This window comes from Streptomyces sp. AB3(2024) (genome assembly GCF_041862025.1).
In the GTDB taxonomy this organism is placed as follows: Bacteria; Actinomycetota; Actinomycetes; order Streptomycetales; family Streptomycetaceae; genus Streptomyces.
This window is the reverse complement of the sequence record NZ_JBGWAB010000025.1, coordinates 32,569-53,406: the sequence shown is the minus strand read 5'-3', so window position 1 is coordinate 53,406 and position 20,838 is coordinate 32,569. Positions and strand designations below refer to the sequence as shown.

23 protein-coding genes are annotated in these 20,838 nt (G+C 71.4%); 12 read left to right on the top strand and 11 right to left on the bottom strand.

The genetic code is table 11. The features are described 5' to 3' along the window. Positions 1–190 precede the first annotated feature (190 nt). Positions 191–451 carry a UBP-type zinc finger domain-containing protein gene (locus ACEPPI_RS13670; RefSeq protein ID WP_373915501.1) on the bottom strand — a complete coding sequence of 87 codons (261 nt, stop codon included), beginning with the start codon at positions 449–451 and terminating at the stop codon, positions 191–193. Between the two features lie 44 nt (positions 452–495). On the opposite strand from ACEPPI_RS13670, the gene ACEPPI_RS13665 reads away from it, so the two are divergent. Then, positions 496–2,076: a Na+/H+ antiporter gene (locus tag ACEPPI_RS13665; protein ID WP_373915500.1), complete on the top strand. Its 1,581-nt coding sequence runs from the start codon at positions 496–498 to the stop codon at positions 2,074–2,076. Here the strand turns inward: ACEPPI_RS13665 and ACEPPI_RS13660 are convergent. The 5 genes from ACEPPI_RS13660 to ACEPPI_RS13640 all read right to left on the bottom strand — a co-directional run bounded on the left by ACEPPI_RS13660 (position 2,058) and on the right by ACEPPI_RS13640 (position 6,019). Further along, positions 2,058–2,981: a 1-aminocyclopropane-1-carboxylate deaminase/D-cysteine desulfhydrase gene (locus ACEPPI_RS13660; protein WP_373915499.1), complete on the bottom strand. Its 924-nt coding sequence runs from the start codon at positions 2,979–2,981 to the stop codon at positions 2,058–2,060. The genes ACEPPI_RS13665 and ACEPPI_RS13660 overlap by 19 nt on opposite strands. Before the next feature lie 15 nt (positions 2,982–2,996). Next, entirely contained in the window at positions 2,997–3,449 is a 453-nt protein-coding gene (locus tag ACEPPI_RS13655) for a GNAT family N-acetyltransferase (RefSeq protein WP_373915498.1), read from the bottom strand. A gap of 46 nt (positions 3,450–3,495) precedes the next feature. Further along, on the bottom strand, positions 3,496–4,086 hold the full coding sequence (locus tag ACEPPI_RS13650) for an N-acetylmuramoyl-L-alanine amidase (protein ID WP_373915497.1): 591 nt from the start codon (positions 4,084–4,086) through the stop codon (positions 3,496–3,498). Between the two features lie 132 nt (positions 4,087–4,218). Beyond that, positions 4,219–5,415, bottom strand: a complete 1,197-nt coding sequence (locus tag ACEPPI_RS13645) for a globin domain-containing protein (RefSeq protein WP_373915496.1) — start codon at positions 5,413–5,415, stop codon at positions 4,219–4,221. A gap of 124 nt (positions 5,416–5,539) precedes the next feature. Continuing rightward, entirely contained in the window at positions 5,540–6,019 is a 480-nt protein-coding gene (locus ACEPPI_RS13640; protein ID WP_373915495.1) for an Rrf2 family transcriptional regulator, read from the bottom strand. Between the two features lie 225 nt (positions 6,020–6,244). Here ACEPPI_RS13640 and ACEPPI_RS13635 point away from each other — a divergent pair, with 225 nt between their 5' ends. The 5 genes from ACEPPI_RS13635 (at position 6,245) to ACEPPI_RS13615 (ending at position 10,439) form a co-directional block, all read left to right on the top strand. After that, complete coding sequence (locus ACEPPI_RS13635; RefSeq protein WP_373915494.1) at positions 6,245–7,651, top strand: family 2B encapsulin nanocompartment shell protein; 1,407 nt, start codon at positions 6,245–6,247, stop codon at positions 7,649–7,651. Continuing rightward, the gene (locus ACEPPI_RS13630; RefSeq protein ID WP_373915493.1) at positions 7,651–8,733 is read left to right on the top strand and encodes a family 2 encapsulin nanocompartment cargo protein polyprenyl transferase; all 1,083 of its coding nucleotides are present in this window, start codon (positions 7,651–7,653) and stop codon (positions 8,731–8,733) included. Before ACEPPI_RS13635 ends, ACEPPI_RS13630 begins: the two co-directional genes overlap by 1 nt. A 132-nt stretch (positions 8,734–8,865) precedes the next feature. Further along, complete coding sequence (locus ACEPPI_RS13625; RefSeq protein ID WP_373915492.1) at positions 8,866–9,468, top strand: GNAT family N-acetyltransferase; 603 nt, start codon at positions 8,866–8,868, stop codon at positions 9,466–9,468. Between the two features lie 150 nt (positions 9,469–9,618). Further along, the gene (locus tag ACEPPI_RS13620) at positions 9,619–10,203 is read left to right on the top strand and encodes a dihydrofolate reductase family protein (RefSeq protein WP_373915491.1); all 585 of its coding nucleotides are present in this window, start codon (positions 9,619–9,621) and stop codon (positions 10,201–10,203) included. Positions 10,204–10,241: 38 nt separating this feature from the next. Then, positions 10,242–10,439 (top strand): hypothetical protein, encoded by a 198-nt coding sequence (locus tag ACEPPI_RS13615; protein WP_373915490.1) that lies wholly within the window; start codon positions 10,242–10,244, stop codon positions 10,437–10,439. On the opposite strand, the gene snpA is transcribed toward ACEPPI_RS13615, so the two are convergent. After that, positions 10,436–11,095 (bottom strand): snapalysin, encoded by a 660-nt coding sequence (gene snpA, locus ACEPPI_RS13610; RefSeq protein WP_373915489.1) that lies wholly within the window; start codon positions 11,093–11,095, stop codon positions 10,436–10,438. The genes ACEPPI_RS13615 and snpA overlap by 4 nt on opposite strands. A gap of 214 nt (positions 11,096–11,309) precedes the next feature. Between snpA and ACEPPI_RS13605 the strand changes: the two genes are divergently transcribed. The 3 genes from ACEPPI_RS13605 to ACEPPI_RS13595 all read left to right on the top strand — a co-directional run bounded on the left by ACEPPI_RS13605 (position 11,310) and on the right by ACEPPI_RS13595 (position 14,212). Beyond that, positions 11,310–12,242, top strand: a complete 933-nt coding sequence (locus ACEPPI_RS13605) for a LysR substrate-binding domain-containing protein (RefSeq protein ID WP_373915488.1) — start codon at positions 11,310–11,312, stop codon at positions 12,240–12,242. A gap of 154 nt (positions 12,243–12,396) precedes the next feature. Beyond that, entirely contained in the window at positions 12,397–13,317 is a 921-nt protein-coding gene (locus ACEPPI_RS13600; protein ID WP_373915487.1) for a DUF4097 domain-containing protein, read from the top strand. Position 13,318: 1 nt separating this feature from the next. Then, positions 13,319–14,212, top strand: a complete 894-nt coding sequence (locus tag ACEPPI_RS13595; RefSeq protein WP_373915486.1) for a helix-turn-helix transcriptional regulator — start codon at positions 13,319–13,321, stop codon at positions 14,210–14,212. 7 nt (positions 14,213–14,219) lie between these two features. Here ACEPPI_RS13595 and ACEPPI_RS13590 read toward each other — a convergent pair whose 3' ends face one another. The 4 genes from ACEPPI_RS13590 to ACEPPI_RS13575 all read right to left on the bottom strand — a co-directional run bounded on the left by ACEPPI_RS13590 (position 14,220) and on the right by ACEPPI_RS13575 (position 17,598). Then, positions 14,220–14,768 (bottom strand): Clp protease N-terminal domain-containing protein, encoded by a 549-nt coding sequence (locus ACEPPI_RS13590; protein ID WP_373915485.1) that lies wholly within the window; start codon positions 14,766–14,768, stop codon positions 14,220–14,222. Then, positions 14,768–14,977, bottom strand: a complete 210-nt coding sequence (locus tag ACEPPI_RS13585; RefSeq protein ID WP_030225748.1) for a helix-turn-helix domain-containing protein — start codon at positions 14,975–14,977, stop codon at positions 14,768–14,770. The genes ACEPPI_RS13590 and ACEPPI_RS13585 overlap by 1 nt, the downstream gene beginning before the upstream one ends. A 69-nt stretch (positions 14,978–15,046) precedes the next feature. Next, positions 15,047–16,009, bottom strand: coding sequence for a zinc-binding dehydrogenase (locus tag ACEPPI_RS13580; RefSeq protein ID WP_373915484.1), 963 nt, complete (start codon positions 16,007–16,009; stop codon positions 15,047–15,049). Between the two features lie 386 nt (positions 16,010–16,395). Then, positions 16,396–17,598: an NADP-dependent malic enzyme gene (locus ACEPPI_RS13575; RefSeq protein WP_373915483.1), complete on the bottom strand. Its 1,203-nt coding sequence runs from the start codon at positions 17,596–17,598 to the stop codon at positions 16,396–16,398. 526 nt (positions 17,599–18,124) lie between these two features. On the opposite strand from ACEPPI_RS13575, the gene ACEPPI_RS13570 reads away from it, so the two are divergent. Genes ACEPPI_RS13570 through ACEPPI_RS13560 form a run of 3 tightly spaced genes read left to right on the top strand, consistent with a single transcriptional unit; the run spans position 18,125 to position 20,823 of the window. After that, positions 18,125–19,075 carry an ABC transporter substrate-binding protein gene (locus tag ACEPPI_RS13570; protein ID WP_373915482.1) on the top strand — a complete coding sequence of 317 codons (951 nt, stop codon included), beginning with the start codon at positions 18,125–18,127 and terminating at the stop codon, positions 19,073–19,075. Positions 19,076–19,105: 30 nt separating this feature from the next. Then, entirely contained in the window at positions 19,106–20,059 is a 954-nt protein-coding gene (locus ACEPPI_RS13565) for an amino acid ABC transporter permease (RefSeq protein WP_373915481.1), read from the top strand. Between the two features lie 11 nt (positions 20,060–20,070). Continuing rightward, on the top strand, positions 20,071–20,823 hold the full coding sequence (locus tag ACEPPI_RS13560; RefSeq protein WP_373915515.1) for an amino acid ABC transporter ATP-binding protein: 753 nt from the start codon (positions 20,071–20,073) through the stop codon (positions 20,821–20,823). Positions 20,824–20,838: the final 15 nt, after the last annotated feature.

The following is a 20,838-nucleotide window of genomic DNA, read 5'->3' as shown; positions in this document are numbered from 1 at the left end:
TCTGTTCGCCGGTGACGCTACCGCGATCCGGGCGATCGTGTCGCGGCACCCCTCATGGCGCCCGTTTTGGAACGCCAGGGCCGACCCCGCTCCTGTCCGGTGACTGATGGTAAGCCCACGGGTACGCACAGTGGCTAGAGGTCTGCGGGCCCAAATAAGGGGAACCGGCGGAGGGTTGACCTACCCCGCTTCAGACGATCGAACCGTCGACAAAACACCACCGCCAGCTCTCGCCCGGCTCGAAGCTGCGCATGACGGGATGGCCGGTCTCCGTGTGGTGCGCGGTGGCGTGCCGGTACGGGGAGGAATCGCAGCACCCGACGTGCCCGCACACCAGGCACATCCGCAGCTGTACGGGATGGCTCCCGAGCACCTCACATTCGGGACAGGTCGGCGCATGCGGGACGGGCTCGGGGCGCGGCAGTTCGGCAACGTGGGTGCACTCGCTCATGATGGCCAGCGTACGGGTGGGGCGACGAGTGGGGATGGAACCGCATGGAGGTATTGCCGCTGGTGGCGCTGGTGGCGGGGAGCGCCGCCGTCGCGGGATTGGCGCGCAGGACGCCGGTGCCCGCGCCGCTGCTGCTCGTCGCCGTCGGTCTGGTCGCCGCGTACGTGCCGGGACTGCCCGCGTACACCCTCGATCCGCACATCGTGCTGCCGCTGCTGCTCCCGCCGCTCCTGCACACGGCCGCGGTGGACAGCTCGTACCTGGACCTGCGGGCCAACGCGCGGCCGATCGCGCTGCTGTCGGTGGGGTACGTGCTCTTCGCGACGCTGGCGGTCGGCTGGGTGACGTACATGGTGGTGCCGGGGCTGACGCCGCCGGTGGCGCTGGTGCTGGGCGCGGTGATCGCACCGCCGGACGCGGTCGCGGCGACGGCGATCGCCCGCAGGCTCGGGCTGCCGAACCGGATCACGACCATCCTGCAGGGGGAGTCCCTGGTCAACGACGCCACCGCCATCACCGCCTACAAGGTGGCGCTGGCCGCGGCGGTCGGGGTCGGCGCGGGCTGGGCCGGCGGGATCGCGGAGTTCCTGCTGGCGTCGGTGGGCGGGGTCGGCGTCGGCCTGCTGCTGATGGTGCCGATCCACCAGCTGCGCACCCGGCTGAAGGAGCCGCTGCTGCAGAACACCCTGTCGCTGCTGATCCCCTTCGTGGCGTACGCGGCGGCCGAACGGGTGCACGCCTCGGGCGTGCTGGCGGTGGTGGTGGTCGCGCTGTACCTGGGCCACCGCAACTGGCAGGTCGACTTCGCGACCCGGCTCCAGGAGGAGGCGGTGTGGAAGGTCGTCGCCTTCGTGCTGGAGTCGGTGGTCTTCGCGTTGATCGGGCTCCAGCTGCCGGTGGTCCTCAAGGGGCTCGGCGAGTACGAGGGCGCGGCCGCCTTCGGGTACGCGCTGGTGGTGTTCCTGGCGGTGGTGGTCGCGCGGTACCTGTGGGTGTTCCCGGCGACCTTCGTGCCGCGGTGGCTGTCGGAGCGGATCCGGCTGCGCGAGCCGGACACCGACTGGAAGGCGCCGGTGATCGTGGGGTGGGCCGGGATGCGGGGGGTGGTGTCGCTGGCGATCGCCTTCTCGGTGCCGATCGGCGTGCCGCACCGGAACCTGATCCTGTTCCTCACCTTCACGACGGTCATCGGGACCCTGGTGGTGCAGGGGCTGACCCTGCCCCCGCTGATCCGGATGCTGAAGCTGCCGCCGAAGGACCGGCAGGCGGAGACCCTCGCGGAGGCGCAGGCGCAGAGCGAGGCCTCGCGGGCGGCGGAGGAACGGCTGGTGGAGCTGCTGGAGTCCCCGGCGAACAACAGCCTGCCGCCGCCGCTGGTGGACCGGCTGCGGACGGTGCTGGAGCGGCGGCGCAACGCGGTGTGGGAGCGGCTGGGCGAGGTCAACCCGCTGACGGGGGAGTCCGCGGACGACGTCTACCGGCGGCTCGCGCGGGAGATGATCGCGGCCGAGCGGGAGGTGTTCGTGTCCCTGCGGGACGGGCGCCGGATCGACGACGAGATGCTGCGGGGGCTGCTGCGCAGGCTGGACCTGGAGGAGGCGGCGGCCTACCGGGAGGAGACGTAGCCGCGTCCCGGCCAGGGGCGGCCGGTGATGACGGCTGTCAGGGTGGTGCCGGGGGGGAAGGTGCCCGCGCGGGTGAGGGTGGTGAGGGCCCAGAGGAGCTTGGCCACGTAGATCCGTTCCACCGGGACGCCGTGGCGGGACTCGAAGTCGGCGGCGAACGCCTCCAGGGGCTGCGGGATCCGGGCGTAGCCGCCGTGGTCGAAGCCCTCGGCCAGGGTCCAGTCGCCGGCCGGGCCGCCGAAGGCCTCGTGCTGGAGGGAACGTATCTCCGGTGCCAGGAAGCCCCCCGCCAGGACGGGTACGCCCAGGGCCCGCTGGCCCGGGTCCAGGCCCGCGGCCAGTCCGGCCAGGGTGCCGCCCGTGCCGCAGGCCACCGCCACGACGTCGCAGGCGCCGCGCAGCTCGCGGCCCAGTTCGGCGCACCCCCGTAGGGCGAGCGCGTTGCTGCCGCCCTCGGGGACCACGTACGCGCCCGCGGCCCCGGCCGACTCCAGCAGCCGCCGCAGGGTCTCCGGTTCGGCCTTGCGGCGGTAGTCGGAGCGGGTCGTGAAGTGCAGCCGCATGCCGTCCGCCGCGCAGCGGGCGAGGGAGTCGTTCAGCGGCCGTCCGGCGAGCTCGTCCCCGCGGACGACGCCGACCGTCCCCAGCCCGAGCAGCCGGCCGGCCGCTGCGGTGGCCCGCAGGTGGTTGGAGTAGGCCCCGCCGAAGGTGACGAGCCGCTCGTGCCCGGCCCCCAGGGCCGCCCGGAGGTTGGGCGCGAGCTTGCGCCACTTGTTGCCGGGCAGCTCGGGGTGGACGAGGTCGTCCCGCTTGAGGAGGAGCCGGACCCCGTGCGCGGCGAAGCGGTCGTCGGCGGCCTCGACGAGCGGGGACGGCGGGCGGGGGAGCAGCTCGGGGTGGGTCACCCGTCCATTGTCGGGTCAGGGCAGGCGGAGGGTGAGGTAGGGGACGGTGTCTCCGGGCAGGAGGTAGCGCTCGGTCTCGGTGAAGCCGTGGGCGAGGGCGAAGCGCAGGCCGTCCTGGTTGGACTCCAGGACGATCGTCTCCACGGCGGCCGGGGAGAGGGCGCGGGCCCGCTCCAGGACGTGGGTGTAGAAGGCGGTGCCCAGGCCCCGGCGGCGGTGGGCGGGGAGGATCCGGGCGATCAGGGTGGCCGTGTCGTCGTTGTCGGGCGTGGGCGGGCGCAGGGTCGCGCAGCCGACCAGCGTGTCGCCGACGTAGGCGACGTCCAGGCGGTTGCGCACGGCGCGTTCGCGGACCTCGGCGAGGGTGAGGGCGTCCGGGGGGACGATCAGGTTGTGGACGTCGTGCCAGTGGTGGACGGCCTGTTCGTCGTCGGCCGCCACGGGGACGATGCGGAGATCGGTTGGCATGGGTGCAGGGGATCCCGGCGGCGGCCGGGGGGTCAACCGGTTTTGATCACTTGAGGCGTTCGGCCACGCGGGCGCGCATCGAGTCCATGGTGAACCCCTTGGGGTCGATCTTCCCGGGCTGCCATTCGAGGTGGCCCAGTACGGAGCGGGAACCCCAGCCGTGGACCCGGCAGACGGCGGCCGCCGCGCGGGCGGCGGCGTCGAGCTGGACGGCCGGCCAGGGGTCCTCCCCGTCGCCGAGGTTCACGCACTCGAAGCCGTAGAAGTGGCGGTTGCCGTCGGTGTCGGCCTGGCGGTCCGGGGGGAGGCGCCGTTCGGCGATCACGGCCGCCAGGACGTCGGAGTCGCCGGCTCCGGCGTGGTTGGCGCGGCCGTAGCCGACCAGGTGGACGCGGCCGTCCTTGCCGATGGCCCCGTGGCAGAGCGGGCCGGGCAGGTCGGGGTCCCCGTCGCGGCAGAGTTCCACGCTGTAGGCGGTGCCCCGGGTCACGGTGTGGTGGATCATCACCCCGTTCACCGGTCCCCAGGGGCCCTTGTGGTTGCGGTTGTGGGTGCGCCAGGCGCCGACCTGGACGACGGTGAGGCCCTCGGCGCGCAGGGCGCCGAGGAACCGGTCCGCGGACATGGGTACGGACATGGCCGCCTCCTTGTGTGGCGGTGCGCGACGGACACCGTATGTGTCCGTCTCATCACGTACCGGTGTAGTGGAGGCAGCTGTTCCGCCGCTAGGGCATTCGCACGGTGTGCGATCCGATCCGGACAGCGGACATCAGGCCGAGGCGAGCCAGAGGTCCGGACCGAAGACCTCGTAGTGGATGTCCGAGGCGGGGACGCCCTTCGCGATCAGCTGCGCGCGCACCGACCGCATGAAGGGGAGCGGGCCGCACAGGTACGCCCGGGTGCCGGGGGCGACCGCCACGGACTCCAGGTCCACGAGCCCGGTGGCGTCGCCCGGTTCGGCGTCGGCCTCGTACCAGAAGCGGGCCGAGGCGTCGGGGAGCTTGTGGGTCAGGGAGCGGTGGTCGGACCGGAGCGCGTGGTCGGCCGGGGTGCGGTCGGCGTGCAGGACGGTGACGGGGGCGGCGTGCCCGGTCTCGGCGAGGTGTTCCAGCATCGACAGCATCGGGGTGCAGCCGATGCCGGCCGAGGCCAGCAGCACCGGCGCGGCGGAGTCCCGCAGGACCAGGTCGCCGTACGGGGCCGAGACGCGCAGGGTGTCGCCGGTGCGGACCCGGGAGTGCAGGTGGTTGGAGACCTCGCCGTCGGGGCCGCCGGCGGCCGGGCCGTGGACGCGCTTGACGGTGATCGAGCGGACCGGCGAGCCGGGGGCGCTGGAGAGGCTGTACTGGCGGATCTGGTGGGCGCCGTCGGGGAGTTCGACCTGGACGGAGACGTACTGGCCGGGCCGGAAGGAGGGGGCGGGCGCGCCGTCGGCGGGGGTGAGGCGGAAGGTGGTGCAGTCCGCCGTCTCCTCGACGCGGGCGGCCACGGTCCACTCCCGCCAGACGTCGCCGGCGGTGACCCGCTGCTCGGCGTAGAGCCGTTCCTCGATGGCGATGAGGGCGTTCGCCATCAGCCAGTAGACCTCGTCCCAGGCCTCGGCGACCTCGGGGGTGACGGCGTCGCCGAGGACCTCGGCGATGGCCTCGAAGAGGTGCCGGTGGACGACGGGGTACTGCTCGCGGGTGACGCCGAGGGAGGCGTGCTTGTGCGCGATGCGGTTCAGCATCACGTCGGGGCGGGTGTCCGGGTGCGCCAGGAGGTGGGTCGCGAAGGCCGCGACGGAACCGGCGAGGGCCTGCTTCTGGAGTCCGGCGTTCTGGTTGCCGCGGTTGAACAGGTCCCGGATCAGGGCCGGGTGGGCGGCGAACAGCTTCTCGTAGAACAGCTCCGCTATCTCGCCGATGGCGGCTCCGACGGCGGGCAGGGTGGCGCGTACGGTCGCGGTCGACTTCTCGGACAGCATGCGGAGCTCCTCGTGTAATTGGTATTTCAGATTCGCATTCAAGCCCACCGAAGGATGCTTCCGCGATGCGGACGTTCGTTCGGGAGGCCCTCCGGGGTCAGGCTAGGCGGGCGGTGCGGCGCCGCTAATCGGCCATTCGGCCCTCGGTGGCGGGACCTTCGGTCCGGCTCCGGCCGCCGCCCGAGATCCCCAGCAGCAGCGGCCCCGTCGGGGCCGCCACGAGCCCGTCCACCGTGAGCGGGTCCAGGGCGGCGAAGAAGGCCTCCTGGGCCCGGCGCAGCGCGCCGCGCAGGACGCACGCCCCGCGCAGCGGGCACGGGACCGTCCCGTCGCAGTCCACGACGTCACCGTCCCCTTCCAGGTCCCGCACCAGGGCGCCGACCGACGCGGTGCGTCCGGCGGGGGTGAGCGCGAGCCCGCCGCCGCGGCCGCGCCGCGCCTCGATCAGCCCGAGGTGCTGCAGGCGGGCGACCACCTTGGCCGTGTGGGTGTACGGGACCTCCATCGTCGCCGCCACCTCCCGGGTGGTGGGGAGTTCCTCGTTCTCGACGGCCAGGCGCATCAGGACGCGCAGCGCCAGGTCGGTGAATCGCGTCAGCCGCATGACCCCAGGTTAGAAAACTTGCATCACAGATACAACTTATGGAGCGGGGGCGTGGGAAGTGGCCGGAAACGGTGGGGTGCGGAGGGGGTCCTGTGAAGACGTTCAACCGAAGAGGATGCCCAGACCCACACGGAGTAGTCCCACCCTTTTGTGTAATGGTCCCACCACGTTGCGTGCTGGAAGTGTTCCGTCCCGCAGACCATGGAGTGATCGAAAGGGAAAGACATGTCGGTCCAGGCGGGTTCCGAAACCGAACCCCAGACACCGCAGCGCAGTCTCGGCACCTCGGCCGCGCGGAACTTGGCGACCACGACCAAGTCCGCGCCGCAGATGCAGGAGATCACCTCGCGGTGGCTCCTGAAGATGCTCCCGTGGGTCTCGGTGCAGGGCGGCGCCTACCGCGTCAACCGCCGCCTGAGCTACTCCGTCGGCAACGGCATCGTGGAGTTCATCAAGACCGGTACCCAGGTCCAGGTCATCCCCGCCGAGCTCGGCGAACTCCCGCTGCTGCGCGACTACGACGACGAAGAGGTCCTCACCGAACTCGCCGCCCGCTGCCGCCAGGTCGACTTCGGAGCCGGTGAGGAGCTCACCTCCTTCGGCAGCCCCTCCGACCGGGTCTTCCTGCTCGCCCACGGCCGCATCGACCAGATCGGCCCCGGCCCCTACGGCGAGGACGCGGTCCTGCGCACCGTCGCCGACGGCGCCTACTTCGGCGACGGAGCCCTCACGGACGAGGAGGCGATCTGGGAGTACACCGCCCGCGCCGCAACCTCCGGCACCGCCCTCGTCCTCTCCCGCCAGGACTTCCAGCTCCTCGCCGATCGGGTCGACTCGCTGCGCGCGCACGTGGACCAGGCGCGGTCCGCGCCCGCCCAGCGCACCAACACGTACGGCGAGGCCGCGATCGACCTCTCCGCGGGCCACCGCGGCGAAGCCGTCCTGCCCGGCACCTTCGTCGACTACGAGGCCCGCCCGCGCGAGTACGAACTCTCCATTGCGCAAACGGTCCTGCGCGTCCACACCCGCGTCGCCGACCTGTACAACCAGCCGATGAACCAGACCGAGCAGCAGTTGCGGCTCACGGTCGAGGCGCTGCGCGAGCGCCAGGAGCACGAGATGCTCAACAACCGCGACTTCGGCCTGCTCCACAACGCCGACTACGACCAGCGCATCCAGCCCCACGAGGGCGCGCCCACCCCCGACGACTTCGACGCCCTCCTCGCGATGCGGCGCGGCTCCAAGATGTTCCTCGCGCACCCCAAGGCCATCGCCGCCTTCGGCCGCGAGTGCAACAAGCGCGGCCTCTACCCGGAATCGGTGGACGTCGGCGGCCACCGGGTGCCGGCCTGGCGCGGGGTGCCGATCTTCCCGTCCAACAAGATCCCGGTCAGCGACGCCCGTACGACGTCCATCCTGTGCATGCGCACGGGCGAGGACGAGCAGGGCGTGATCGGCCTGCACCAGCCCGGCATCCCGGACGAGATCGAGCCCAGCCTGTCGGTGCGCTTCATGGGCATCAGCGAGCAGGCGATCATCTCGTACCTGGTCACCGCCTACTTCTCCGCCGCGGTGCTGGTGCCGGACGCGCTCGGCGTGCTGGAGAACGTCGAGATCGGCCGCTGGCGCTGATGACCGCGAACGCCCTCGCCGCGGGCGAGGGGCAGGAGGCGGCGGCCCTGCTGGAGCGAACGAGAGAAACGGTCAACCCGGAACTGCGCAGGACCGTCGAGAGCCTGCCCGGGTCCATGCGGCGGGTGGCGATGTACCACTTCGGCTGGGAGGACGAGCAGGGCCGCCCGGCGGACGGCGGTGCGGGCAAGGCCATCCGGCCCGCGCTCGTCCTCGCCTCCGCGCAGGCCCTGGGCGGCCCGCTCGCCGGTGAGCCCGGTGAGCCCGGTGAGCCCGGTGAGCCTGTTGGGCGGGGGGTCGTACGGGCGGCGGTGGCCGTGGAGCTGGCGCACAACTTCACGCTGCTGCACGACGACGTCATCGACAAGGACGTCCGCCGGCGCGGGCGTCCCACGGCTTGGACCGTCTTCGGGATACCGGACGCGATCATCACCGGCGACGCCGTCATGGCGCTCGCGCTGCGGCTGTTCGCCGAGGATCCGCACCCGGCCGCGGCGGCCGCCTCCGCCCGGCTCGCGGCCTGCGTCATCGAGCTGTGCGCCGGACAGCAGGCGGACTGCGCCTTCGAACGCCGCCCGGACGTCGCGCTCGACGAGTGCCTGACCATGGCGACGGCGAAGACCGGGGCCCTGCTGGGCTGCGCGTGCGCCCTGGGCGCGCTCTACGCGGGGGCCGGGCCGGAGGAGGTCGAGGCGATGGACGCCTTCGGCCGGGAGGCCGGGCTGGCCTTCCAGCTGATCGACGACCTGATCGGCATCTGGGGGGATCCGGGGCACACCGGGAAGCCCGCCGGGGCCGATCTGCTCGCCCGCAAGAAGTCCCTCCCGGTCGTGGCCGCCCTCACCTCGGGCACCCCGGCCGGGGCGGAGCTGGCCGATCTGTACGCGGGCCCGATGGCCGGGGACGACGTGCGAGCCGCGGCCCGCGCGGTGGAACGGGCCGGCGGGCGGGACTGGGCGCAGGCCCATGCCGCCGACCGGATGGGCCGGGCGGTGCAGGAGCTGTCCCGGGCCGTCCCGGACCTCGCGGCGGCGGGCGGGCTGCTGGCGCTGGCGGAGTTCGTGACGCGCCGTACGAAGTGAGCGCGTAGGGCAGGGACGTACGGGGGAGGGCCCGTTCCGGTACCGGGAGGTGCCGGAACGGGCCTTTCTGCGCAGGTGGCCCAACTCTAGGATCACTCAGTGTTGTTGAGACCTGAGTGGAGGGTGTGACCTGTGGTGCTGGAGATACGCCAGGCGGATCAGTCGGACCGGGACGCGGTGGCGCGGCTGCTGGACGAGGCCTTCCGCAGCGACCCGGTGAGCTGCTGGGTCTTCCCCGATCCGGAGCACCGGGCCGCCGTGCACGGGCGCTTCCTCGGTGTCTTCGTGGACGTGGCGCTCGCGGAGGGGCGGATCGACTACGCGGCGGACGGCTCGGCGGCCGCGCTGTGGCTGCGGATCCCGGCGGAGGACCCGGAGGCGGAGCCCGTCGAGGACGAGGTCCCGGCGAAGATGCGGGCGGTCGCCGATCCCGGCAACGAGCGCTGCGAGCTGGTGGGCCGCCTCACGGGCGCGGTGCACCCCACCGCGGAGGAGCACGAGTATCTGCTGATGATCGCGGTGGCACCGGGGCGCCAGGGCGAGGGGCTGGGCACGGAGCTGATCCGGCCGGTCCTGGAGCGCTGCGACCGCGAGGGCGTCCCCGCGTACCTGGAGGCGAGCAGCGAGCGCAGCCGCGTGCTCTACGAGCGGCTCGGCTGGGAGTTCACGGGCGAGGCGGTACGGCTGCCGGAGGGGCCGCTGATGTGGCCGATGTGGCGCAAGCCGTTGGGCTGAGCCGCCGGGCCGGGACGGGGACCGCCGGGTGGCTCCCGGTGGCTCCCGAAGAGAACCCCCACGGGAAAGGGGCTTGTTGAAGTACTTCAGGTGAAGTACTTTCATCGACGTGCCCCGGAGCGGTGGCACCGCCTGACGGAAGGGAATCGCTTGCGCAAGCTCACGTACTTCATCGCCGCTACGGTCGACGGGTTCATCGGAGCCCCCGACGGCGATGCCGATTTCATCTACGCCCACCTCGACCCGGAGTTCATCGGCCACCTGACGGCCGAGTACCCCGAGACGATCGCCTCCGCCGGCCGGGCCCGGCTCGGGATCGCGGAAGCCGCCCCGAAGCGGTTCGACACGGTCCTCATGGGCCGGGGCGCCTACGAGCCGGGCCTCAAGGCCGGCATGACCAGCCCCTACGGCCACCTGCGCGAGCAGTACGTCGTCTCGCGCTCCCTCGTGGCCTCGCCGGACCCGCAGGTCCGGCTGATCTCGGGGGACGTCGCCGCCAAGGTTCGCGAGCTCAAGGCGCAGGACGGGCTCGACATCTGGCTCTGCGGCGGCGCCGACCTCGCGGGACAGCTGGCCGATGAGATCGACGAGTACATCGTCAAGACCTACCCGGTCGTCGTGGGGACCGGCATGCCGATGTCCCGGGCGGGCTTCGGGGTGCGTCCGCTGGAGCTGACCGGCTGCACCGTCCTCGGCGGCGGCCAGGTCATCACCTCGTACGACGTCAAGCGCTGAACCGCGCCGCCCGTGCGGAACCGGCCTACCGTGGAGGTATGGCCGGTGAACAGCAACAGCGGGCGCGCGGGACGGTGGCCCCGCGGGCCGGGCACGAGCAGCTGACGTGCCAGGCCTGCGGGCGCGCCGTCGACACCCTGCTCAGACGACGCAAGTCCCTCGGCATCTTCGTGCCGGAGTGGAGTCCGGGTCCCTGCCGGAACCCGGACTGCACGCGGTACGCCGCCGGAGGCTAGCCCTTGGTGTCCATGCCCGAGGCGACCAGGCCGTTGGCCCACAGCTGGTTCACGCGCGAGCGCTCGGCGCTGTTCGGGTTGGGGTTCGTGCACGAGGTGCCCGGACCGCCGCCCGACATCAGTTCGCTGCACGGCCCCGAGTAGTGGTCCGGCAGGCCCAGCACGTGACCGGTCTCGTGCGCCGTCACGCGGGTGGAGTCGTACTGCTGGTTCTGGGCGTAGTCGAGGAAGATGTAACCCCGTCCGTGCCCGTCGGTGCTCGCGTACGAACCGCGGGAGTCGTTGCCCTCGTAGTACGAGAAGTTCCCGCCGGAGGACACCTCCTGGAGCTTCACGTTGGCCACCGAGCCGTTCCATATCTGGGTGGAACGGGCGATCACGCTGCGGAAGCTCGGCGCGTTGCGGGTGTTGTAGGTGACGGTGACGGCCGCCAGGCCGGGGTTGGCGGCGCGCTGCTCGGCGACCGAGCGCTTCACGGCCTCGAAGAAGGCGCTGTTGGCGGCCTGGTTCTCCGCGGAACGCTCATAGGCGGCGTAGCCGGCCGGGTTGCCGGCCGGGGCGTTCGCGGCCGTGGCCGTGGGGACCACGCCGCCGAGGGCCGCGGCGATGCCGAGGCCGATGGTCGCGGACAGCGTGATCCTGCGGGAGTGGCGCATGTGGGGGGCTCCTACTCAGCCGGTGCGGTGGGGGGTGGATGGGTCGTCCGGTACCGGAGTCTGCGGGAGCCGAAGGGGCGCGGGGATGATGTCAGCACCCGATAGCGCCGACCTATCGGGAAGTTTTCGACAGGGCAACTGGCGTGAGAATGGCGGGATTCGGGGGGCTATAGGTGGCTGGTGCGGTCCGTCGGCCGCCCCCTACCCTCGGGGCATGGAGCTTGAGGTCAGGCACCTGAGGGCGCTCTGCGCCATCGCCGACGCCGGCAGCCTGCACAAGGCGGCGCGGCAACTCGGCGTGAGCCAGCCCTCGCTGACGACCCAGCTGCGCCGGATCGAACGGGCCCTGGACGGGGAGCTGTTCCTGCGGGAGCGCACCGGCTGCCGTCCGACGCCGTTCGGGCGCACGGTGCTCGGCCGGGCCCGGCCCCTGCTCGCGGAGATGGCCGCGCTGGTCGCCGAGGCCCGAGCGGCGGCGCACGGGCCCCGGCTGAGGCTCGGTTCGACCGCGAGCCGCGCCCTGCCGGGGTGGCTGCGCCGGCTGCACCGGCGCGCGCCCGACACGGAGACCTCGCTGGTCGTCGACGTGTCGGCCAACGCGCTGCTGCGGATGGTGGCCGCCGGACAGCTGGACGTGGCGTTCGTACACGAGGTCGAGGGCTGCCCGCTGCGGGTTCCGGAGGGGCTCCAGCTGCACGTGCTGATGGAGCGCGAGCCGCAGTTCGTGTCCATGGCGCGGGACCACCCCGCCGCGCGGTCGTCGGTGGTGGAGTTACAGGACCTGGCCCGCGACCGCTGGACCGTCGACCCGTCCGTCGACGGCGAATGGGACGGACTGCGCAGGGTCTTCGCCGGGGCGGGCCTCGATCCGCCCGTGCTGCACGCCGACTACCACACCGCGACCTCGCTGATCGTCTCCGGCGAGGCGGTCGCGCCCTGCCAGCCGACGTCGGGGCCCCGGGACGACATGGCCATCCGGCCGCTGTCGGGGGACCCGCTCGCGGTGCGGCTGCTGCTCGCCACGCGGCCGGGGGCGCACGCGGAGGTCTACGAGGATCTCCGCGCGGCCTATCGCGAGGCGGCGTTGCGCACGCCGCCGTACCGGGCCTGGCTGCGGCACCACGACAGCCCGCTGCTGGCCGCCTGACCCGTCGTCGCGGCTCGTCCCCCGCTCCCTCCCCGCCCCCGGCGGGGACGGTCCTCGTTGTGCGCGGTGCTTGACTTCGGCATGCCGCGATATATCGTGTTCTACAGAAGACGCGATATGTTGCGTGCGTCAGCCCACGAGGAGGAGCAGCACCATGGCAGAGCAGATGACGTGGTCCGTCGCCGCACCGCAGAAGCTCACCTTCGAGCAGCCGGTGACCGACCTGCGCGTCCGTGTGGTCGGTGGCACGGTCAATGTGGTGGCCGCCGTCGACGGGGGGCCGGCGCGGCTGGAGGTCGCCGAGGTCGACGGGCCGCCCCTGCACGTGGTCCAGGAGGACGGCACCCTCACCCTGTCCTACGAGGACCTCCCCTGGAACGGTTCCCAGGGCTTCAAGAAGTGGTTCGAGGGCAAGCCGTGGAAGGCCTGGAAGGGCGCCTCCGAGGACGGCCGCAAGGCCTGGGAGCGCAGTGTGACCGTGACGCTGACCCTGCCGGCCGGCACCCACGTGCAGCTGGCCACCGTCAGCGCCACCGTCTTCGTCTCCGGCATCGCGGGCGGCACCGAGGTCAACGGGGTCTCCGGCGACGCGACCCTCGTCGGGCTGTCCGGCCGGGTCAAGGCGCACACCGTCTCCGGCAGCGTCGAGGCCCAGTCCCTGACCGGCGAGCTCGGCTTCCACTCCGTCTCCGGCGGCCTGACGGTGGTCGACGGCTTCGGCGGCAACGTACGGGCCGACTCGGTCAGCGGTGACATGCTCATCGACCTCGCCCCCGACCCGAACGCCCCCAAGCCGGTGGAGATCTTCCTCAACTCCGTCTCCGGCGAGGTGGCGATCCGCCTGCCGCACCCCGCCGACGCCAAGGTGGAGGCCAACACCGCCACCGGCGGGGTCTCCAACGCCTTCGAGGACCTGCGGGTCTCCGGGCAGCTCGGCGCCAAGCGGATCACCGGCACGCTCGGCACGGGTGCCGGCACCCTGCGGGCGACGACCGTCTCCGGGGCCATCGCCCTGCTGCGCCGCCCGCAGGCCGACGCGGACGCCCCCCTCCAGCTCGACAAGAAGGTGCTCTGACATGCCGCCCGTCTTCGCCCACGGCCGACTCCGCCTCTACCTGCTCAAGCTCCTGGACGAGGCGCCCCGCCACGGGTACGAGGTGATCCGCCTGCTGGAGGAGCGCTTCCAGGGCCTCTACGCCCCCTCCGCGGGCACCGTCTACCCGCGGCTGGCGAAGCTGGAGGCGGAGGGACTCGTCACGTACGCGACCGAAGGCGGGCGCAAGGTGTACTCCATCACCGAGGCGGGCCGGGCCGAACTGGCCGACCGCGGCGGTGAACTGGCCGACCTGGAGCTGGAGATCCGCGACTCCGTCTCCGAGCTGGCCGCCGAGATCCGCGACGACGTCCGGGGCGCCGCCGGCGACCTGCGGCGCGAGATGCGGGCCGCCGCCTCCGCCACGGCCACCCAAGTCGACGACGAGTCCTGGAAGGCCGCCAAGGAGGAGCTCCGCAAGGCGCGGCAGGAGTGGAAGGAACAGGCCCGCCGGGCGAAGGACGAGAGCCGCCGGGCCCGTGAGGAGGCCCAGCAGGCACGCCGCCAGGCCAAGGAGGCCCAGGAGCGGGCCCGTGAGGAGGTCCAGCGGATCGCCGCCCAGCTCCAGGAGCAGTTCGCCAAGCCCGGCGGGGTCTTCGGGAGCCTCGCCGGAGCCTGGCTCGGCGGAGGGTCCGCGGGCACCGCCCCCACGGAGTCGGCCGGTGCCCCGGGCCCCTCGGGCGCCGGGTGGGCCGAGGACCTCGCGCCCACCGCCGACCCGGCAAGGGACCTGGACCGGCTGCTGGACCGCTTCCGCGACGAGGTCCGCGACGCGGCGCGCGACCACGGCGTGACCCCCGCCCAGCTGACCGAGGCCCGTGCCCACCTGGCGGCGGCCGCCGCCCGCATCGAGGCCGGGCTGCGGCCGGGAGCGTAGGGGACGGTCAGGCCGCCAGGCCCGTCTCGGCCGCGGCGTAGGTGATCCCGTGGTCCGCGAGGACCTCGGAGACCGCGCCCGGCCGGGACAGCAGCGCCAGCAACAGGTGCAGGGTGCCGATGTGCTTGTCGTGGCGGCCCAGGGCGATGCGCAGGGACTGCTCCAGCACCTTCTTCGCGTCCGCCGTGAAGGGGACGCGGTGGTCCGGTTCCGGGTTGCGGCGGCGCGGCGGGAGGATGCGGCGCCGACGCGGCGGCGGGGCCGCGAGGGCGCCCGCGCCGTGGGTCTCCTCGATGCGGGCGACGATCTCGCCGAGGTCGATGCCGAGTCCCGCGAGGGCCTGCTCGTCGGCCTTGGACATCCCGCCCCGCCGCCGGGACTCGGCGAGCCGGGCCCGTACGGACTCCCGGTCCACGCCGAGCGGGTCCAGGGCGCCGAGTTCCATGAGGGAGAGCAGCAGGTGCTCCTCGGTGACCGTGGCGGCGCCGGACCGCCGGGCCTCGTCCAGCGCGCCCTTCACGGTGGCGCGGGCGTCCCGGGTGAAGCGTTCGAACATCACAGCCTCCCGTACTTCTTGTGTACGGCCTGCCGGCTGACGCCCAGCTCGGCCGCGATCTCCTGCCAGGACCAGCCCTGTGCGCGGGCACTGCGCACCTGTACGGCCTCCAGCTGCTCCAGCAGCCTGCGGAGGGCGGCCACGGCGTGCAGGCCCACGCGGGGGTCCTGGTCTCCGGCCCGTTCTGCGAGGTCGGTGGCTTCCGTCATGCATGTCAATCTAGGTTGACAGGGGAGGGCTGTCAACCTAGATTGACAGACGGCTGCCGTGGGGTGCGGTCAGGTGGTGAGGACGATCTTGCCGAAGAGGTCGCCCGCCTCCAGCTTCTCGAAGCCCTCGCGCGCCCGGTCGAGCGGCAGCACCTCGTCGATGACGGGCCGCACGCCGGTGGCGGCGCAGAAGGACAGCAGGTCCTCCAGCTCGTCCTTCGAGCCCATGGTGGAGCCGACCACCTTGAGCTCCAGGAAGAAGATCCGGGTCAGCTCGGCGTGCGCCGGCCGGTCGCCGCTGGTGGCGCCCGAGATGACCAGGGTCCCGCCCGGCCGCAGGGACTTGACCGAATGGGACCAGGTGGCGGCCCCCACCGTCTCGATGACCGCGTCCACCCGCTGAGGCAGCCGGGCGCCGGGCTCGAAGGCCTCCACGGCGCCCAGTTCCACCGCCCGCTTGCGCTTGGCCTCGTCGCGGCTGGTGGCGAAGACCCGCAGGCCGGCCGCGCGGCCCAGGACGATCGCGGCGGTGGCGACCCCGCCGCCCGCGCCCTGGACGAGGACGGAGTCACCCGGGCGCACTCCGGCGTTGGTGAAGAGCATCCGGTAGGCCGTCAGCCAGGCCGTCGGCATGCAGGCGGCCTCCGCGAAGGAGAGCTCGGCGGGCTTGCGCAGCACGTTCCAGGCGGGGACGGTGACCTGCTCGGCGAAGGTCCCCTGGTAGCGCTCGGTCAGGATCGAGCGCGGCTCGTCGGGGCCGACTCCGTGGCCGCTCTGGCCGATCACGGAGTGCAGGACGACCTCGTTGCCGTCCTGGTCGGTTCCGGCGGCGTCGCAGCCGAGGATCATCGGCAGTTTTTCCTGGTCCAGGCCGACTCCGCGCAGCGACCACAGGTCGTGGTGGTTGAGGGAGGCGGCGCGGACGTTCACGGTCACCCAGCCTGGGCGGGCCTCGGGTGCCGGGCGGTCGCCCAGCACAAGGCCGTTCAGCGGCTGGTCTCGGTCGATTCGGGCGGCATAGGCAGCGAACATGCGGCCAGAGGCTACCGGTCGGTAGACCCGTCTGGCCAGGGGTCGAGGCGTGTCGCCACGCCGGAGCGGAAGGTGCACTTTCCCCCTCAAGTTCCCTCCGTACCAGGTGGTTTGTCTGCTGGATAGGACTAAACGGAACGTCGGGAGGGGGTCTGGATCGAGGTAGGATTCAAGCCATGCGACGCGCTCGTCATGAGCCTGTCATTCTCGTCGCCTTCTCACTTTGCGTTCCCGCGTTCTCTCGCGCGCCAGGCAAGGAAAGACGGAACGACCCCTCCCGGTTCGGGGGCCGGGAGGGTGCGTTCTGCGAGGGAACGACGCGCACGCGAAGAGGCCCGGCCGGATCATCCCGGCCGGGCCTCTTCGCGTGGTGCTCAACGTGGCGTTCAGGCCAGGCGGGCCACTCCGTCGGCCTTCGCCGCCGCGGCGACCGCGGCCGTGACGGCCGCGGCGACGCGCTCGTCGAACGGCGAGGGGATCACGTAGTCGGCGGCGAGCTCGTCACCCACGACACCGGCGATGGCGTCGGCGGCGGCGATCTTCATGCCCTCGGTGATCCGGGTCGCGCGCACCTTCAGGGCGCCCGCGAAGATGCCGGGGAAGGCCAGCACGTTGTTGATCTGGTTCGGGAAGTCCGAACGGCCCGTGGCCACGACCGCCGCGTACTTGTGCGCGATGTCGGGGTGGACCTCCGGGTTCGGGTTGGCCATGGCGAAGACGAAGGAGTTCTTCGCCATCGTGGCCACGGCCTCCTCGCCGACCGTGCCGCCGGAGACGCCGATGAAGACGTCCGCGCCCGCGAGGGCCTCCTCCAGCGTGCCGCCCAGGCCCGTCTTGTTGGTCAGGCCCGCGATCTCCGCCTTGACGTCCGTCAGGTCGGAGCGGTCCGCCGAGACGACGCCCTTGCGGTCGGTGACGCAGACGTCGCCGATGCCCGCGTCCACGAGGATCTTGGCGATGGCGATGCCCGCCGCGCCGGCGCCCGCGATCACGGCGCGCAGGTCGCCGAGGGTGCGGCCGGTGAGCTTCGCCGCGTTGCGCAGGGCGGCCAGCGTCACGATCGCCGTGCCGTGCTGGTCGTCGTGGAAGATCGGGATGTCCAGCGCCTCCTGGAGGCGGCGCTCGATCTCGAAGCAGCGGGGGGCGGAGATGTCCTCCAGGTTGACCCCGCCGAAGGACGGCGCGAGGCGGATGACCGTCTCGATGATCTCGTCCGTGTCCTTGGTGGCGAGCGCGATCGGGACCGCGTCCACTCCACCGAACTGCTTGAACAGAATTGCCTTGCCCTCCATGACGGGGAGGGAGGCCTCGGGACCGATGTCACCGAGCCCGAGCACGGCCGTACCGTCGGTGACGACGGCGACCACGTTCGACTTCCAGGTGTACTCGTTCACGAGTTCGGGCTGTTCGGCGATGGCGGTGCACACCTTTGCCACGCCGGGGGTGTACGCCAGGGACAGGTCGTCCTTGTCGTTCACCGGCACCGTGGCCTGGATGGCCATCTTGCCGCCCCGGTGCAGTGCGAACACCGCGTCGGGGTTGTTGTCCGTCGCACTGTCACTGCGAGGGTTGACGATCTCCGCTGCCACTTCGTGTGACCCCTTAAGTCCTTTGAATCGTTGAGGGTGGCCACTCCTGGTTAAGGGGTGGGCGGGCACCGCGTCCGTACTCCGCGTCGGCGGTTGGCCCGCCTCCGCGAAGGGGAGGTTCGTACGCGCGGGCGCGCCGCACGCGCGCCCTGAGCCCCGGATGAGGGGTGTAAGGATCTGTTCTACCCGAAGAACGCGTGCCCAGACGAGTCGATTCCCGCTCAACTGTAGGCCGCTTGTCCTGTTTTTGGCTAAAAGTCCAAACCTCTCTGTCCAATGGGTGAGACGCGCCGTAAATAGTGAGGGTAAAAGGGCTGGTCACGGCGATTTGTGCGGCTCCGAGGGGCCTTGCCCGCAGTCCTGTTGGGTAGTCGGCAGCGCCCGTTATCTGATTTTGACCTGATGGGCAGCCTGAATGCGTCAGTCCGAATGGCAAGATGCCGTAATCACACAGGGACGCGGCACTCGATGGTGCGTGCGCGACCCCTCTCGGATGCTTTTCCACCCCTGCCGGAGGAACCAGCTCATGACCGCAAGCACCACCCGTCGTACGACCGCCGCCCGGTCCCGGATCGCCGCGGTCGGCGCGATCGCGGTCGCCGGCGCCCTGATCCTCACCGGCTGTGGCGACCAGACGGACAAGGGCTCCTCGACCCCCTCGGGCAAGACCGACAACAGCGCCCCGCTGTTCTCGAAGCTCCCGAAGAAGATCCAGGACGCCGGTGTCATCAAGGTCGGCTCCGACACGGCCTACGCGCCGATGGAGTTCGTGGAGAACGGCAAGATCGTCGGTGTGGACCCCGACATCGCCGCGGCGCTCGGCAAGCAGCTCGGCGTGGAGCTCAAGTTCACCTCCGGCACCTTCGACGGTCTGATCACCTCCCTGGAGACCGGCCGCCAGGACGTGGCGATCTCCTCGATCACCGACAACAAGAAGCGCCAGGAGGGCCTGGACGACAAGGGTCAGAAGATCGGCAAGGGTGTCGACTTCGTCGACTACTTCTCCTCCGGCGTCTCCCTGATCCTCAAGAAGGGCAACCCGGACAACATCAAGTCCCTGGACGACCTGTGCGGCAAGACGGTCGCCGTCCAGCGCGGCACGATCTACGAGGACACCTTCAAGGCGCAGGCCGAGAAGTGCGGTGACAAGAAGCTCACCATCGAGGCCTTCGACACCGACGCCGAGGCCCAGACCCGCGTCAAGGCCGGCGGCGCCGTGGCCGACCTGAACGACTACCCGGTCGCCGCGTACATCGCGAAGACCTCGGGCGGCGGCAACGACTTCGAGGTCGGCGGCCAGCAGTCCGACGTCGGCCTCTTCGGCATCGCGGTCTCCAAGGACAACACCCAGCTGCGCGACGCGCTCAAGGAAGCCCTCGACGCCAGCATCAAGGACGGCTCCTACGCCAAGGCCCTGGAGAAGTGGAACGTCCAGGGCAGTGCCGTGCAGTCCGCCACGATCAACGCGGGCAAGTAAGTCCGAGCGCTCCACTGAAGGGCAGTCATTGTGACTGACAAGATCGACAAGGGTCCGGCCGCGACGCCGCCGGCCGGGCCCGGCGCCTCGGGCACCACCCCCTACGAGGCCATCAAGGCAATCCCCGTACGGCACTACGGCCGCTGGATCAGCGCCGTGGCCGTCGCCGTACTCCTCGGGTGGCTCGTCTACGCCTTCTCCCAGGGCAAGATCATCTGGGCGACGGTCGGCGACAAGCTGTTCGACCCCGCCGTGATCGCGGGCATGGGCAACACCATCATCATCAGCATCTCGTCCATGGCGCTGGGCCTCGTGCTCGGCATCCTGTTCGCGGTGATGCGCCTGTCGAAGAACCCGGTCACGAGCTTCGTGTCCTGGCTCTACATCTGGTTCTTCCGCGGCACCCCGGTCTACGTGCAGCTCCTGGTGTGGTTCAGCCTCCCGCTGATCTTCCAGTACATCAACCTGGGGCCGATCTACAAGAACGAGACCGTCGACGTCATGACGCCGTTCATGGTCGCCCTGCTGGGCCTCGGCCTGAACGAGGGCGCCTACATGGCGGAGATCGTCCGTGCGGGCATCCAGTCCGTCGACGAGGGCCAGAGCGAGGCCTCGCACGCGCTCGGCATGACCCAGACGCAGACCATGCGCCGGATCGTGCTCCCGCAGGCGATGCGCGTGATCATCCCGCCGACCGGCAACGAGTTCATCAACATGCTGAAGACCTCCTCCCTGGTCTCGGCGGTGCAGTACACCGAACTCCTGCGGGCCAGCTCCAACATCGGCAGCACCGCCGGCGCGGTCATGGAGATGTTCTTCGTCGCGTCCATCTGGTACCTGGCACTGACGAGCGTGTTCAGCGTCGGCCAGTACTACCTGGAGCGCCGTTACGCCCGCGGCTCGCTGCGCAGCCTGCCCCCCACCCCGTTCGAGCGGCTCAAGGCCAACCTGAACATGTTCCGCCGTACGGAGGTGGCGAAGTGACCGCCCAGCCGATGGTCAAGGCCGAAGGCGTCCACAAGTCGTACGGCGCCGCACACATCCTGCGGGGCATCGACCTGGAGGTCGCCCCCCGTGAGGTCTTCTGCCTGGTCGGCCCGTCCGGCTCCGGCAAGTCCACCTTCCTGCGGTGCATCAACCACCTGGAGCGCATCAACGCCGGCCGGCTCTCGGTCGACGGCGAGCTGGTCGGGTACAAGCAGAAGGGCGACAAGCTCTACGAGCTGAAGGACAGCGAGGTCGCGGCCCAGCGCCGGGACATCGGCATGGTCTTCCAGCGCTTCAACCTCTTCCCGCACATGACGGCCATCGAGAACGTCATGGAAGCCCCGGTCATGGTCAAGGGCGAGTCCAAGGCGGTGGCCCGCGAGCGGGCGATCAAGCTCCTGGACCGCGTCGGCCTCGGCGACAAGGGCGGGAACTACCCGACCCAGCTCTCCGGCGGTCAGCAGCAGCGCGTGGCGATCGCCCGCGCGCTGGCCATGGAGCCGAAGCTGATGCTCTTCGACGAGCCCACCTCGGCGCTCGACCCGGAGCTGGTCGGTGACGTCCTCGACGTCATGCGGGACCTGGCCGAATCGGGCATGACCATGATCGTGGTGACCCACGAGATGGGCTTCGCCCGCGAGGTCGGCGACAACCTCGTCTTCATGGACGGCGGCGTCGTGGTCGAGTCCGGTCACCCGCGCGAGGTCCTGGGCAACCCGCAGCACGACCGGACGAAGGCGTTCCTGTCCAAGGTGCTGTAACCGCGCTACGCGCGT

Bases quoted from the DNA above. Each gene is read 5' to 3' on its own strand.
- ACEPPI_RS13670 (WP_373915501.1), bottom strand. From the start codon at position 451: ATGAGCGAGTGCACCCACGTTGCCGAACTGCCGCGCCCCGAGCCCGTC.
- ACEPPI_RS13665 (WP_373915500.1), top strand. From the start codon at position 496: ATGGAGGTATTGCCGCTGGTGGCGCTGGTGGCGGGGAGCGCCGCCGTC.
- ACEPPI_RS13655 (WP_373915498.1), bottom strand. From the start codon at position 3,449: ATGCCAACCGATCTCCGCATCGTCCCCGTGGCGGCCGACGACGAACAG.
- ACEPPI_RS13650 (WP_373915497.1), bottom strand. From the start codon at position 4,086: ATGTCCGTACCCATGTCCGCGGACCGGTTCCTCGGCGCCCTGCGCGCC.
- ACEPPI_RS13645 (WP_373915496.1), bottom strand. From the start codon at position 5,415: ATGCTGTCCGAGAAGTCGACCGCGACCGTACGCGCCACCCTGCCCGCC.
- ACEPPI_RS13640 (WP_373915495.1), bottom strand. From the start codon at position 6,019: ATGCGGCTGACGCGATTCACCGACCTGGCGCTGCGCGTCCTGATGCGC.
- ACEPPI_RS13635 (WP_373915494.1), top strand. From the start codon at position 6,245: ATGTCGGTCCAGGCGGGTTCCGAAACCGAACCCCAGACACCGCAGCGC.
- ACEPPI_RS13630 (WP_373915493.1), top strand. From the start codon at position 7,651: ATGACCGCGAACGCCCTCGCCGCGGGCGAGGGGCAGGAGGCGGCGGCC.
- ACEPPI_RS13615 (WP_373915490.1), top strand. From the start codon at position 10,242: ATGGCCGGTGAACAGCAACAGCGGGCGCGCGGGACGGTGGCCCCGCGG.
- snpA (WP_373915489.1), bottom strand. From the start codon at position 11,095: ATGCGCCACTCCCGCAGGATCACGCTGTCCGCGACCATCGGCCTCGGC.
- ACEPPI_RS13605 (WP_373915488.1), top strand. From the start codon at position 11,310: ATGGAGCTTGAGGTCAGGCACCTGAGGGCGCTCTGCGCCATCGCCGAC.
- ACEPPI_RS13600 (WP_373915487.1), top strand. From the start codon at position 12,397: ATGGCAGAGCAGATGACGTGGTCCGTCGCCGCACCGCAGAAGCTCACC.
- ACEPPI_RS13595 (WP_373915486.1), top strand. From the start codon at position 13,319: ATGCCGCCCGTCTTCGCCCACGGCCGACTCCGCCTCTACCTGCTCAAG.
- ACEPPI_RS13590 (WP_373915485.1), bottom strand. From the start codon at position 14,768: ATGTTCGAACGCTTCACCCGGGACGCCCGCGCCACCGTGAAGGGCGCG.
- ACEPPI_RS13585 (WP_030225748.1), bottom strand. From the start codon at position 14,977: ATGACGGAAGCCACCGACCTCGCAGAACGGGCCGGAGACCAGGACCCC.
- ACEPPI_RS13580 (WP_373915484.1), bottom strand. From the start codon at position 16,009: ATGTTCGCTGCCTATGCCGCCCGAATCGACCGAGACCAGCCGCTGAAC.
- ACEPPI_RS13570 (WP_373915482.1), top strand. From the start codon at position 18,125: ATGACCGCAAGCACCACCCGTCGTACGACCGCCGCCCGGTCCCGGATC.
- ACEPPI_RS13560 (WP_373915515.1), top strand. From the start codon at position 20,071: ATGGTCAAGGCCGAAGGCGTCCACAAGTCGTACGGCGCCGCACACATC.